This is a genomic window from Sphingomonas sp. 35-24ZXX, from assembly GCF_000786215.1.
In the GTDB taxonomy this organism is placed as follows: Bacteria; Pseudomonadota; Alphaproteobacteria; order Sphingomonadales; family Sphingomonadaceae; genus Blastomonas.
Window position 1 is genome coordinate 26,163 of the sequence record NZ_JROG01000003.1, and the last position, 12,374, is coordinate 38,536.

General features: G+C 65.8%; 11 protein-coding genes. 5 read left to right on the forward strand and 6 right to left on the reverse strand.

Going from position 1 to position 12,374, the window contains the following annotated elements; translation table 11 throughout:
• Window positions 1–90: 90 nt before the first annotated feature.
• The 6 genes from LI72_RS02820 to LI72_RS02845 all read right to left on the reverse strand — a co-directional run bounded on the left by LI72_RS02820 (window position 91) and on the right by LI72_RS02845 (window position 7,697).
• Window positions 91–1,992, reverse strand: a complete 1,902-nt coding sequence (locus LI72_RS02820) for a PhoX family protein (protein ID WP_033924408.1) — start codon at window positions 1,990–1,992, stop codon at window positions 91–93.
• Between the two features lie 215 nt (window positions 1,993–2,207).
• A complete protein-coding gene (locus tag LI72_RS02825) occupies window positions 2,208–3,047 on the reverse strand; it encodes a hypothetical protein (RefSeq protein ID WP_033924409.1) in 840 nt (279 codons plus the stop codon).
• Window positions 3,044–3,613, reverse strand: coding sequence for an aminoacyl-tRNA hydrolase (gene pth, locus LI72_RS02830; RefSeq protein ID WP_033924410.1), 570 nt, complete (start codon window positions 3,611–3,613; stop codon window positions 3,044–3,046). The genes LI72_RS02825 and pth overlap by 4 nt, the downstream gene beginning before the upstream one ends.
• Before the next feature lie 60 nt (window positions 3,614–3,673).
• Window positions 3,674–4,285 (reverse strand): 50S ribosomal protein L25/general stress protein Ctc, encoded by a 612-nt coding sequence (locus tag LI72_RS02835; RefSeq protein ID WP_033924411.1) that lies wholly within the window; start codon window positions 4,283–4,285, stop codon window positions 3,674–3,676.
• 119 nt (window positions 4,286–4,404) lie between these two features.
• Window positions 4,405–5,322, reverse strand: a complete 918-nt coding sequence (locus LI72_RS02840) for a TraB/GumN family protein (protein ID WP_052129453.1) — start codon at window positions 5,320–5,322, stop codon at window positions 4,405–4,407.
• A 26-nt stretch (window positions 5,323–5,348) separates the two neighbouring features.
• Window positions 5,349–7,697, reverse strand: a complete 2,349-nt coding sequence (locus LI72_RS02845) for a patatin-like protein (RefSeq protein WP_033925210.1) — start codon at window positions 7,695–7,697, stop codon at window positions 5,349–5,351.
• 127 nt (window positions 7,698–7,824) lie between these two features.
• Between LI72_RS02845 and radA the strand changes: the two genes are divergently transcribed.
• The 5 genes from radA to LI72_RS02870 all read left to right on the forward strand — a co-directional run bounded on the left by radA (window position 7,825) and on the right by LI72_RS02870 (window position 12,314).
• Entirely contained in the window at window positions 7,825–9,204 is a 1,380-nt protein-coding gene (gene radA / locus LI72_RS02850; protein ID WP_033924412.1) for a DNA repair protein RadA, read from the forward strand.
• A 12-nt stretch (window positions 9,205–9,216) separates the two neighbouring features.
• Complete coding sequence (locus LI72_RS02855) at window positions 9,217–9,720, forward strand: CvpA family protein (protein ID WP_033924413.1); 504 nt, start codon at window positions 9,217–9,219, stop codon at window positions 9,718–9,720.
• Between the two features lie 20 nt (window positions 9,721–9,740).
• Window positions 9,741–10,160, forward strand: a complete 420-nt coding sequence (locus LI72_RS02860) for an iron-sulfur cluster assembly scaffold protein (RefSeq protein WP_231562343.1) — start codon at window positions 9,741–9,743, stop codon at window positions 10,158–10,160.
• 16 nt (window positions 10,161–10,176) lie between these two features.
• Window positions 10,177–11,946, forward strand: a complete 1,770-nt coding sequence (locus LI72_RS02865; protein ID WP_156139459.1) for a monovalent cation:proton antiporter-2 (CPA2) family protein — start codon at window positions 10,177–10,179, stop codon at window positions 11,944–11,946.
• An 89-nt stretch (window positions 11,947–12,035) separates the two neighbouring features.
• A complete protein-coding gene (locus tag LI72_RS02870) occupies window positions 12,036–12,314 on the forward strand; it encodes a hypothetical protein (RefSeq protein WP_033924414.1) in 279 nt (92 codons plus the stop codon).
• Window positions 12,315–12,374 lie beyond the last annotated feature (60 nt).

A 12,374-nucleotide genomic window follows, 5' to 3' on the forward strand; every position in this document is an offset into this window, starting at 1 on the left:
CGCAAATGATGCTAGCGGCTGCAATGTTTCAGGTCGCCGATCTGCTCGATGGCGGCTGCCGCGAAGGGCGCCGCCATCCCTGGTGCCAGATCAGTTGCCCACGGGCTGCTTGTCGGTCCGAGTCACCACAATGGTGGACGACCGCGGCTTCTCGCCATTGATCGGCCAGTTGCCGGTCGGGTGCTGGATGTTGATGAAGAAGTCGGTGAGGCTGGGCGTATAGGCGATGCCGGTGATTTCGCAGCCCAGCGGGCCGACCAGGAAGCGCTTGGATTGCTTGGTGCGCTGGTCGACATGGAACATCGCGTTATGGCCAAAGGCCTGGTCGATGGTCACGCCGGTGACGCCCGAGGTGCCGGGGACCGAATGGTCGGTCTGCACCCACATGCGACCCTGCGGATCGATGCGAATGCCATCGGGGCTGGAGAAGGTGTCGCCGTTGATGTTGCCGACCAGGTTGGAGCCGCCCGATGCGAGGGCAGGGTCGCCCGCCAGCAGGAACAGTTCCCAGGTGAACGTGGTGGCGAGCGGCGAATCACCGGCTTCGCGCATCTTGAGGATATGGCCGTGGCGGTTGGTGACACGCGGATTGACCGCATCGGTGACGCGGCGACCCGAGTTGTTGGTCAGCGCCACGAAGATGCCGGTGTTGTCGGGGGCGACCGTGATCCATTCGGGACGGTCCATCACGGTGCCGCCGGCAACGCGTGCGGCCGCTTTGGTGTTGATCAGCACATCGGCCTGGTTGCGGAAATCGATCACGGTCGGAGTCGGCGGCGTGGTGCTCTGGCTGACGTTTCCGGGATCGCGGGCACCGACGACCAGGCCGTTCTGGCCCTGCTGCAGCAGGCGCCATTCGCCGGTGCCGTCGCCGTTGAAGCGCGCGACGAACAGCTGGCCGAAATCGAGCAGGTCGATATTGGCGGCGCGGTTGGTCGCGCTGAAGGCCCGCTCGCAGACGAACTTGTAGATGCAGCCCGGGGTCGCATCGTCGCCCATGTAGAAGGCGACGCGACGGTCGGCATTGGCCATGAAAGCCGTGTTTTCATGGTCGAACCGGCCCATCGCGGTGCGCTTGGTCGGCGGGGCGAGTTCCTGGAAGGGATCGATCTCGACCACCCAGCCATAGTCGTTCGCAGGCTGGCTGGGGTCGATGTAATTGTCCGTGGTTTCCTCGCAGGTCAGATAGGTGTTCCACGGGGTGCGGCCGCTGGCGCAATTGTTCAGCGTGCCCTTGATCGAGGTGCTGAGCAGGCCGGCAGCAGGTCCACCGGCGCGATAGGCCGAATTGCCGGTATAACGCTTGTTGTAGCGCGAATTGGGCACGACCGCCCATTTGCCGTCCGCCCCCCGGGCGATCTCGACGACGCCAACGCCGACGGCCGAAAGCGCAAGCTGGCGCTGCGCGGCGGTGGCGGCGGCCGGATTGGCCTGGACGGCAGTCGCCTCCGCATCGCTCATCAGGATGTTGAAATCGGGATATTCGAAGTTCACCGCCAACACGCCCGCGGTGTTGGGATCGATATTGGGGATGGCGAAAAGCTCCATGCCGTCATGGTTGCCGCCCGCCCATTTTTCGGCCTGGCCCGGGGTGGGGAAGGATCCGCTGAACCCTGCCACGCCCGGCTCGATCACGTCGCCGGCCTTGAGCAGCACGTTGACGTCATAGCCGGTCGGCACGGTCACGCGGTCATTCTGGTTGGCCGGCACCGAATTGAAGGTGACCGAGAAACTGGGCGCGGGAGCCGGGGTGGGGGTTGGTGTCGGCGCGGGGCCGGCGGTCGGCGGCAGGGTGACGGGGTTGCCGGTGGCATTGTTGCTGCCACCGCAGCTGGCGACGAGGGGGGCAAGCGCGAGGCCGAACAGACCGTTGGTCAGGATGCTGCGGCGCGACGGGTTCGCCGCGACGATCGCCTCAAGGCTGTTGGCCATGCCGTGGTCGGAAATTTCGGTGCGATAAGGCGCGCGCGCGGCGTCGGTCAGATGTGACAAGGCTATTCCCCCGGGAATCAGTCGGTTGCTGCCGTGACGAGCCCCTTGCTGGCCACGTTCGCGCATGTGGTGCCCTGTTTCCGCGCGATTGTGATGGCGGGGGGATGACAGTCGGGAGAATCAAATGCGACATCCTTATGTCGCCGTATCGGGGCCAGTTTGGCGAGGCCCCGCGGGCTTGCATTGCGCCGCGCTCGCCACCAGAATCAGCCGCTTCAGGCCTTAGGTCGTCCCGCGGCCAGCAGCGCAACGCCCAGCCAGAAGCCGAGCGGAAAGCTCATGCCTGCGCCGATGATCGGTACCGGAAACCAGCCGAACATCGGTGCGACAGTGACGGCAGCCATATAGATCGCAAGCGCCAGAGCGGTCCGATCTCCGGGGCGGAACTGCCGGACGATCAGCGGCATCCCGATCAGGACCATGCAGGCCGCTGCCGTCAGCGTGATATGCACCTTGTTCACCAGCGAGAGGATCTGTTCCACCTCCGGTACCGGCAGCAGCGGGTCGGGCTGTACCAGCGCGAAGCCAGCAAGGCCGGCGATGCTGGCGATGGTGGCCCAGCCCGAAGGCGTGCGGGCGGGCAGCAGCCATGCAAGGCATGCCAGCGCCAGCGCGATCGCCTGCGATGCATCGGGCTGGAGCGCCAGGATGGCAACCATCACGGTGGCAAGGATGGGTGATGCCCGGTGCGTCGGGCCGAGCCTAGCCAGCGCGACCACCACGGCGGGCAGCACGAGCGCGGCGATGTTCATGAACAGCGGTCCGATGGCGATCCAGCGGTGCACGCCCATCTGATCGGGCCCCGCAAGCGTGCCGGCAAGTGCCAGCGTGCCGATGCCGGCGATGGCGAGCCAGCTGCGCGGCCCGGGGCGGGTGCGCAGGATGGCGATGGCTGCACAGCCGCCGATCAGCCAGGCTGCGAGATTGGGGATCCAGCGCATCGCAGGGCTGCCCGCTATCACCATGGCCAGCGCGCCGCAGGCGATGCCGACAAGCGACAGGGCGGCATAGCCCGCCAGCAAACGGTGATCGTCGCGGCGCAGGATCCGGATCATGGCTGCAGCCGCAGCGCCACATCATTCATGAAGCGCACGTCGTCGTTGGCGGCAAGCCAGCGGGCCTCCGCCGCGATCGCGCCCAGCATGTCGGTCAGGTCGTCGATTTCGGTCTTGTGATAATTGCCCAGCACATGGCCGGTCACCCGGTCCTTGTTGCCGGGATGGCCAATGCCGATGCGTACGCGGCGAAACTCGGGGCCGATATGCTGGTCGGTCGAGCGCAGGCCGTTATGCCCTGCGGTGCCGCCGCCGCGCTTCACCTTTACCTTGAAGGGCGCGAGGTCGAGCTCGTCGTGAAAGACGGTGATGGCATCGGGATCGAGCTTGAAGAAGCGCATGGCTTCGCCGATCGCCTGGCCGGATTTGTTCATGAAGGTGGCGGGCTTGAGCAACAGCAGCTTTTCGCTGCCCAGTCGCCCTTCCTGCGCCCAGCCCTGAAAGCGGCGCTTGGGAGGCTCGAAGCCATGGATTTCGGCAATGGTATCGATGGCCATGAAGCCGACATTGTGCCGGTGCATGGCATATTCCGCGCCGGGATTGCCAAGGCCGACCCAGATTTGCATCGCAGGAAACTCCGGCTCCCAACCCTCTCCCCGGATCGGGGAAAGGGCGAGAGGTTTGGATTATTCGCCGGCTTCGTCGGCGGCTTCGCCGTCGCTCGACTTGAGCGCCGAGGGAGCAACGATGGTCGCGATGGTGAAATCGCGGTCGGTGATCGCCGAGCTCGAGCCCTTGGGCAGCTTCACGGCCGAGATGTGGATCGAATCGCCGATTTCGGTGCCGGTGACGTCGATTTCGATCTCGTCGGGGATGTTGGTCGCATCGCAGACCAGTTCCAGCTCGTGACGCACAACGTTGAGCACGCCGCCACGCTTCAGGCCCGGCGAGGCTTCCTCGTTGGTGAAGACAACCGGAACGGCGACTTCGACGGTCGCGCCCTTGGTGATACGCAGGAAGTCGACGTGCAGCGGACGATCGCTGACCGGGTGGAAGGCCACGTCCTTGGGCAGGGTGGTGATCTTCTTGCCATCGACTTCGAGTTCAACAATCGAGTTCATGAAGTGGCCGGTGCCGAGCAGCTTGTTCAGCGCACGCTCTTCGATGTGGATCGTTTCGGGATCTTTCTTGTCGCCGTAGATAACGGCGGGTACACGGCCTTCGCGGCGGAGTGCACGGGAGGCTCCCTTGCCTGCCCGATCACGCAGCTGGGCCGACAGGGTAAGCGTATCGCTCATGGACTGTCTCCAGATTTTGGGTGTTCGTTCAATTCCCCAGCCACGCCTCCAGGGATGACCATGGCTTCGGGGAAGGCGGGCCTATAGGCGCAGACCTTCGCAAAAGCAAGCGTTCACGGCTATTGCAGGCGGGTGACGGTAAAACCCCGCGCTTCGAGCATTGCCTGCACGCTGTCTTCGCCTGCCAGATGCGCCGCGCCGACCGCGACAAAGGGGTTGGCTCCCAGCGACAGCAGGTCGGCAATCTGATCGGCCCAGTCGCGGTTGCGGCGCACCAGGATCTGCTCGCGGATTTGCGGACGCTGCAGCAAGCCGCGATTGGCCGCCTCGGCCAGGGTCTCGCCATCGCCCTTCAGCCAGGCGGTCACCATGTCGCGATAGGCCTTGGGCGCGTTGTCGGCATCGGCCACGACGCTTTCCAGCATGGCGCGCTGGTCGCTCTCGGCCAGCGCATCGAAATAGCCGAACTGGCGCGCGGGGGTTTCCAGCCCGATCACCGGCTTGCTCTGGCGGCGATAGCGCGCCGCGAGCACGCGCTCGACGCCTTCCTCGCGCAGCATGGCGAGGTTCGCGGTGGCAGCACCGGCGAGCGACAGCGCCGCAGCCCAGCTTTCGAGCGTTTCGAACCGGGCAGGGGCCAGGCGGCTGGCAGCGCGCAGCGTCTCGCCCCGCTCGCGCAGCTCGGGCGGCAGGCGATCGGCCAGCGGAGGCTGGCCAGGGCTGTTGCCCAGCTGCTGGAAGGTCCGGGTGATCTCGGCCGACTGCTCCAGTCCGACGACTTCCAGCACCAGCCGGTCGCTATCGTCCATCGCCCGCTTCATCTTCGGGCTGATCCATTTGATGTCGGGTGGCAGCGCGTGAATGCCGCCGAACAGCCAGGCCTCGCCGTCCGGACCCTGGACATGCCACAGCGCCGGCGTGCCCTTCTTCGGGCCGTCCCAGGCGGCAAGCCCGGGCTCCAGAAAGGGAAAGCCGCTGCAGGCCTGGATCAGCACAAGCAGCGGCAGCATCAGCCAGCGGACAAGGGAAGCATTCATGTTGCCCAAATTAGGGACGCGGGGGGTCAAAGGGAAGACGGATCCGCAAAGGCAGCTTCGATCTCTTGCCGGATGCGCGGCACAAGGCCGGGGTCGGTGGTCAGCGTGGCCTGCTCTTCATCGCAGATTGCGAGAAACGCCCGCCGCTTGAAATCGGCCAGCACCTCGCGGGGAAAGGCGGTGCCTGGCGGCATGGCAGATGCGATGATGTCGATCAGCCGCTCTGCGCCGTGCAGGCGGCCCCAGAGATAATCGTTCTCGCGATAGGCGCGGCTGAAGAACGCGCCGAAGCTGTTGAACTCGATCCCCTTCAGCGTCGCCTCTGCGCCGCCTTGGCGGATCGACTGGCAATCGTCGGGCGAGATGCGATCGACCTTGATCGGGTCATATTCATTCTGCCCTTCGCCCTGCAGCAGCGGCAGCGTGGCGATATCGTAGAAGGGGAAGCCCAGATAGGCGAGCAGCATCGAGCGGCGGCTGGCCTTTGGCAGCATGGCCAGCGCTGCCGCCAGCTGTTCGTCGACGACCGCATCGGCGCTGCGCAGGTCGCGCCGGGTTGCGAGTTCCGCAATCGCCATCGCCGGGTCATCAATCGCGCCCGCTGCGATATCGGCGAAATTCTGGCCGAGATGGTCGGTCGTCTCGCGGTCGAGATAGTGCGACAGACAGGCGTAGAGCGTGTCGTGCATCGCGACCACGGCCTCGGGCGGGGTGCGGCCGGCTTGCGCGATATCCTCGCCCAGCCGCCGGGCGAGAAAGCGCAGGCGGCGAATTCGAAAGCCCAGGTCCTGCGTGCGGAAGAACAGGATCGCCTGCTCGCTCGCTCCGCCGCCCTTGCCGGACAGCTTGTCGAGCCCGGTGCGCACCAGTTCGGCGCGAATGGAATCACGCAGGCGTTCGGCATAGAGCGCCTTGGGGCCGCGATGCGCGCGCCGCAGCGTATCGACGATATCCTCGATGATCGTCGCCAGCTTGAGTTGGCCGTACGACGCATAGGCAAAGCCCGCCATGTGCGCCGCGCGGTCCTGCGCCTTGTTGCGCCAGGCCGTCAGCCGCCGGGGGGTCGGACTGTCGAGAAACAGCGTGTAGCCGAACAGCTTGCTGACCGTCTGCTCGACGTCATCACGCAGCGAATCGGTGATGCTGCGCATCTGCCGGACGCGCGCCGAGCGTCGTTCGATCCCCTCCAGATTGTCGCGGATCGGCTGTTCGCGGGGGATGTCGGAGATCGCACCGAAGATCGTCGAGAAGAACCCCGGCAGCCGCTCGCCCATCGCATCGCGCTCTCGCGCCTGGTCAAGCCCGCCTGCGACATCGGGCTTGGGGTCGATATAGACAAACCGCCGATCGATCTCGCGATGCGCGGGGCGGTCGCGCAGGGCGTCGATCGCTTGCGCGAACGGCGCGTTGGCGAGCACCGACCCGTCGATCAGCACCGCGCGCTCGGCCTGACCATCGGCATGCTGCTGCGGAAAAACCCGCGCCAGGAAGGCCTCGCGGCCGGGCCATGGCTTGGCGCGGCGCGCCAGCATCCGGTCCATCTCGTTGACATTGAACGGCGGAAAGGCCCCCGGAAAGCTGGCGGTGGCGCGCGCCGCGAACACCAGTTCGGCCGGGTCCGCCAGCGCATCATCGCGGCCGCGCAGATAGCGAAAGCCGATCGAGAGCCGGTGCTCGGTCTCGACCACCTCGGCCGGGCTGTTCAGCCGAAGCCGTTCGAGATGGCCCTTGAAGTCGGTGACGGTGACAAACAGGTCGAGCGGCTGGCCCAGGGGCAGCAGGCGTGGACCCGAGGGTGCGGCGGCCATGGCTTCCATCGCGTCATAGAGCAAAGCCGAAAACCCGGTGCCGCTGAACGGCGGGGCGAACCAGCGTGCGCGAACCAACCGTGACAGCTTGGTGCGCACCTCGCTGCGCGCTTCGGGCGCGACGCTGCGGTCGAGCGCGCCGCCGGGCCGCCGCAGCAGCAGCCACACCAAAGGTTGCGCCCAGAATTTGGTGAAGCGCGAAAACGGCCGCGCATCAGGATCGAGCAGCTGGTCGATATCAGCGCATTCCAGCCACAGCCGGGTCAAGGGTTCGAGCGACTGGCCGCTGGTCAGCGCCTGCGCCAGGAACACCCCGTTGATGCCGCCCGCGCTTGCGCCCGCGATGATGTCCGGCAGCAATCGCAGCTTGACCTCGCTCTTTTCGGCGAAGGTCTCGAACAGTGCGCGATACACGCCCTGGCTGCCGCCGGCGGGGGGATCGCCGGCATGAAAGCTGCGGCTCGCACGCGTCGCGCGCCAGATCTCCTTGGTGATGCCGTGCATGTAGACCGCGAGGCTGATGCCGCCGTAGCAGACCAGGGCAAGGCGGAGTTCCTTTTGACGCATGGTGCCGGTGCGGGCCTTGTTGTTCAATCACTCGAGATCAATTCGCTGCAACGCTATCGATGTTACGGTCGATGGCAAGAGCAAAGCCGCAATTGCGTTCCAGTTTTGTTCGAGTTACACGGCGGTCATGGCAAAACCGCGCAAAACCTATGTCTGCCAGGCCTGTGGCAGTGTCTCTAACCGCTGGCAGGGCCAGTGTCCCGATTGTGCCGAGTGGAACACCATGGTCGAGCAATCCGCGCCGACCGCCTTTTCCGCGCGGCACGACCTGCAGACCGGCGGGCAGCGGATCGCGCTCGCGCGGCTCGATGCCGTGGTCACGCTGCCGCCGCGCATCTCGACGGGCATATCGGAGTTCGACCGCGCGCTGGGCGGCGGGCTGGTGGCGGGCTCTGCCACTTTGATGGGCGGCGATCCGGGGATCGGCAAATCGACGCTGCTGCTGCAGGCCTCGGCCAACATGGCGCGGGCAGGCCATTCGATCATCTATATCAGCGGCGAGGAAGCCGCCGACCAGGTGCGGCTGCGCGCGATGCGGCTGGGTCTGGCCGACGCGCCGATCGATCTCGCCTCGGCAACTTCGGTGCGCGACATTCTCACCACGTTGCGCAGCATGGATGCACCGGTGATGCTGGTGATCGATTCGATCCAGACGATGCACAGCGATCTGATCGAAGGCGCGCCCGGCACGGTCAGCCAGGTCCGCGCCTCGGCGCAGGAGCTGATCCGCTTTGCCAAGGAAAGCGGCTGCGCGGTGATCCTGGTCGGCCATGTCACCAAGGATGGCAGCATCGCCGGGCCCCGCGTGCTCGAGCATATGGTCGATACCGTGATGAGCTTCGAGGGCGAACGCAGCCACCAGTACCGCATCCTGCGATCGATCAAGAACCGTTTCGGCGCGACCGACGAGATCGGCGTGTTCGCGATGGAAGAGGCGGGGCTGTCCGAGGTCGGAAACCCCTCCAGCCTGTTCCTCAGCGATCGCGATGCGCAGATGCCGGGCACCTCGGTGTTCCCGGCGCTGGAGGGCACGCGGCCCGTGCTGGTCGAGATCCAGGCTCTGACCGTGCGTCTCTCGAGCGGGGCGACCCCGCGCCGTGCGGTCGTCGGCTGGGATTCGGGCAGGCTGGCGATGGTGCTGGCGGTGCTGGAGGCGCGCTGCGGGCTCAGCTTCTCGACCGCAGAAGTGTATCTGAACGTTGCGGGCGGCTACCGCCTGTCCGATCCTGCCGCCGACATGGCGGTTGCCGCCGCGCTCATTTCCGCGATTTCGGAGCGGCCGATCGGTGCTGCGACGATCGTGTTCGGCGAGCTGGCGCTATCGGGTGAATTGCGTCCGGTCGCGCATGCCGGGCTGCGATTGCGCGAGGCGGCCAAGCTGGGCTTCGAAAAGGCTCTGGTCCCTGCGAGCGTCACCGCCAAGGGCAAGGCCGAAACCGGCGGAATGCGGCTGACATCCTATACCCGGCTGGCAAATCTCGTTGACCAACTGCTGGGTCGCAACTAGCCAGCAGGCATCATGACCGCATTCGATATCCTTGTCCTGACCCTGCTGGCAGGTGGCGCGATTCTGGGCTTCCTCAATGGCTTCGTCTATGCGGCGGTTTCGCTGATCGCCTGGGTGGCGGGGATCTTCGCACTGCGCCTGTTCCACGCGCCGGTCACCGCGCTGCTCAAGGAGCCTGTGGGCAATGACAGCGGCGCGGCGGCGCTGGCTCTGGTCGGGCTGTATCTGGGAGTCTATCTGATCGGCAAGCTGATCGCGACCTCGCTCAGAACCCGCACCCGCAAATCGATGCTGGGTCCGATCGACCGGGTGCTGGGTTTCGGCTTCGGCGCGGTCAAGGGGTTGATCCTGGCAACGCTCGCCTACCTCTTGATCACCATGCTGCACGATATCGTGTGGCCGGGCGAGGGGCAGCCGCAATGGGTGACCGACAGCCGCACCTTCCCGCTGCTCAACGCGAGCGGAACCGCACTGGTCGATCTGTACGACTATCAGCAGTCGCTCGGCGATGAGTGAGCGGCGCCTGCGAGGCTGGCGTGGCTAAGGTCCTGTATACTCCCGATATCCTGGCGCTGGCGGTCTCTCTGGTGGAATGGCCGCTTGCCGACGATCTGCCGCACCAGGCCGAGATGCGGTCGCAAAGCTGCGGATCGGTGGTGCGGATCGGGCTGATGCTCGGCGATGGGGGCCAAGTGGCCCGCTTTGGCGTCCGGGCGCAGGCCTGTGCCTTGGGGCAGGCGTCAGCGGCGATCCTGGCGGCGCATGTGACAGGGCAGGGGCCGGCGGAGCTCACGGCTGCGCGCGATAGCCTGACCGCTTTTCTGAGCGGCGAGCGCGGCGATCCGGGCGACTGGCCCGGTATCGAACATCTGGCCAGCGCCTTGCCTTATCCGGCGCGGCATGGTTCCATCCTTCTGCCTTGGCGCGCGGCCGTCGCGGCGCTCGAACAGCTCTGATCGGACGCAAGATAACATGGAACATGGCGGCGATATCTTCCTGTCGGGTACGATCCTGCTCGCCGCCGCGCTCGCCTTCGTGCTGCTGTTCCGCAAACTGGGGCTGGGCGCGGTGCTCGGCTATCTGGTCGGCGGCATCATCATCGGGCCCGATGTGCTGCAACTGGTGGCCGATCCCGAGCTGATCGTCGGTTTCGCCGAAATCGGCATCGTGCTGCTGCTGTTCCTCGTCGGGCTGGAGCTTGCGCCCTCGAGGCTGTGGCAGCTCAAGCGCGACATCTTCGGCCTCGGCCTGGCCCAGGTGGCTCTGTGCGGACTCGCGCTGGCGCTGTTCATTTACTTCGTCACCGGATCGACCTGGGGCGCGGCTTTGGGCCTCGGCCTGCCGCTCGGCCTGTCATCGACCGCGCAGGTGCTTCCGTTGCTGCAGTCGCAGGGACGGCTGAACACGCCGACCGGCGAACGTGCCTTTTCCATCCTGCTGTTCCAGGATCTCTCGATCGTCCCGCTGCTGACCATCGTCGCAGCGCTGTCGCGCGCGCCACAGACCGGACCGCAGACGCCCGGCTGGCTGCTGGCGCTCTATGCGCTGGCGGCGATCGCCGGGCTGGTTGTGGCGGGGCGCTATGGCCTCGCGCCGCTGCTCAAGCTGATCGGCAAGGTGGCGGAACGCGAACTGTTCATCGTCGCCGGGCTGTTTGCGGTGTTTGGCAGCGCGGCACTGATGGACTCGATCGGGCTGTCGGCGGCGCTGGGCGCGTTCATCGCCGGGGTGATGCTCGCCGACTCGCCGTTCCGGCACGAGCTCGAGGCGGATATCGATCCGTTCCGCTCGATCTTGCTCGGCCTGTTCTTCCTCGGCGTCGGCATGATGCTCGATATCGGGGTGATCCTGGCCAACCCGATGTTCATCATCGCAATGGCGCTGGCGCTGGTGGTCATCAAGGTCGCGATCATCTTCGGGCTCGCCAAGGCGTTCGGGATGGAAAATCGCGCCGCGTTCGTGCTGGGGCTGCTGCTCAGCCAGGGCGGCGAATTTGCGTTCGTGCTGTTCGCCGAAGCGCAGGCTGCGCTGCTGATCGAGGCCGAGGCGGCAAGCCGCTTCGGTGCCATCGTCACGCTTTCGATGGCGACCACACCGTTTCTGATGCTGCTAACGCGGCTGTTCGGCGGGGTGCGTGGCTCCTCGACCGAGGACATGGTCGATCCGGAACTCGCGCGCCAGTCCAATGCCATCGTCATCGGCCATGGCCGTTTCGGTCAGGCAGTGGCGCAGATCTTTGCCGGTGCCAATATCTCGGTCACGCTGATCGACATCAACCCCGACCAGATCCGGCTCAGCGGCGAGTTCGGCCGCAAGGTCTTTTACGGCGATGGTACCCGCATCGATCTACTGCGCCGCGCCGGAGCGGAGCAGGCGGGGGCATTGCTGTTCTGCATGGACGACAAGGAATTCGGCCCCGATCAGATCGCGCCGATCGCGCATGCCTTTCCCGAAGCGCAGCTGTTCGTGCGCGCCAATGACCGCCGGCAACTGCTGGCGCTCAAGCATGCCCCGATCGCCGCGGCTCAGCGCGAGCTGTTCGAATCCTCGGTCAAGCTTGCGCACACCGCCTTGTTGCGCACCGGGATCGATCCGATTGTCGCCGACCGGGTGGTCGAGGAGTTCCGCAAGCGCGATTGCGAGCGGCTCGAAATGCAGATGGAGCAGGGCAATATCCGCGCTGGCATGCACCTGAGCTTTGGTGCGGCCGACTCGCAAGCCTTTGATCCGCAAGCAGAGTAAACAGGGCGGCTACGGCCTTGCGTGCAAAATCGTGGACGAACGCGGCGTCAGTGCCTATGTACCGGGCTCTTCAGGATATCCATGCTCACGTGAAACTGCTTCTTGCCCTGCTTGCCCTGCTGACCGGCTTTTCGGTGACAGACGGCGTGCGCATCGCCAACCCGGCGATGGCGCAAGGCAATGGCGTGGTGCGCGACTCGCAACTGGCCATCGAAGATCGCCAGGCTGCGGTAACGGCCGCGATCTATCTGGTCGCCGTGTCGCTGCCGCTAATTCTCGCCATGGCTCTGGCGCAATTGTGGGCTGTCAGCCCCGTCGCCGGCCCAGCTCTCGCGACCGTCCAGCGTTCGGATCGCTTGCGGCAATAAGCCCATGTCTCCCCCGCGCAGTCTGATCGCGCGGTGTCTTCACGCCTGCTTCAGGGCACA

Coding starts and splice junctions, on each gene's coding strand:
- LI72_RS02825 (WP_033924409.1), bottom strand. CDS start 3,047: ATGATCCGGATCCTGCGCCGCGACGATCACCGTTTGCTGGCGGGCTAT.
- LI72_RS02855 (WP_033924413.1), top strand. CDS start 9,217: ATGACCGCATTCGATATCCTTGTCCTGACCCTGCTGGCAGGTGGCGCG.
- pth (WP_033924410.1), bottom strand. CDS start 3,613: ATGCAAATCTGGGTCGGCCTTGGCAATCCCGGCGCGGAATATGCCATG.
- LI72_RS02835 (WP_033924411.1), bottom strand. CDS start 4,285: ATGAGCGATACGCTTACCCTGTCGGCCCAGCTGCGTGATCGGGCAGGC.
- LI72_RS02845 (WP_033925210.1), bottom strand. CDS start 7,697: ATGCGTCAAAAGGAACTCCGCCTTGCCCTGGTCTGCTACGGCGGCATC.
- radA (WP_033924412.1), top strand. CDS start 7,825: ATGGCAAAACCGCGCAAAACCTATGTCTGCCAGGCCTGTGGCAGTGTC.
- LI72_RS02865 (WP_156139459.1), top strand. CDS start 10,177: ATGGAACATGGCGGCGATATCTTCCTGTCGGGTACGATCCTGCTCGCC.
- LI72_RS02840 (WP_052129453.1), bottom strand. CDS start 5,322: ATGAATGCTTCCCTTGTCCGCTGGCTGATGCTGCCGCTGCTTGTGCTG.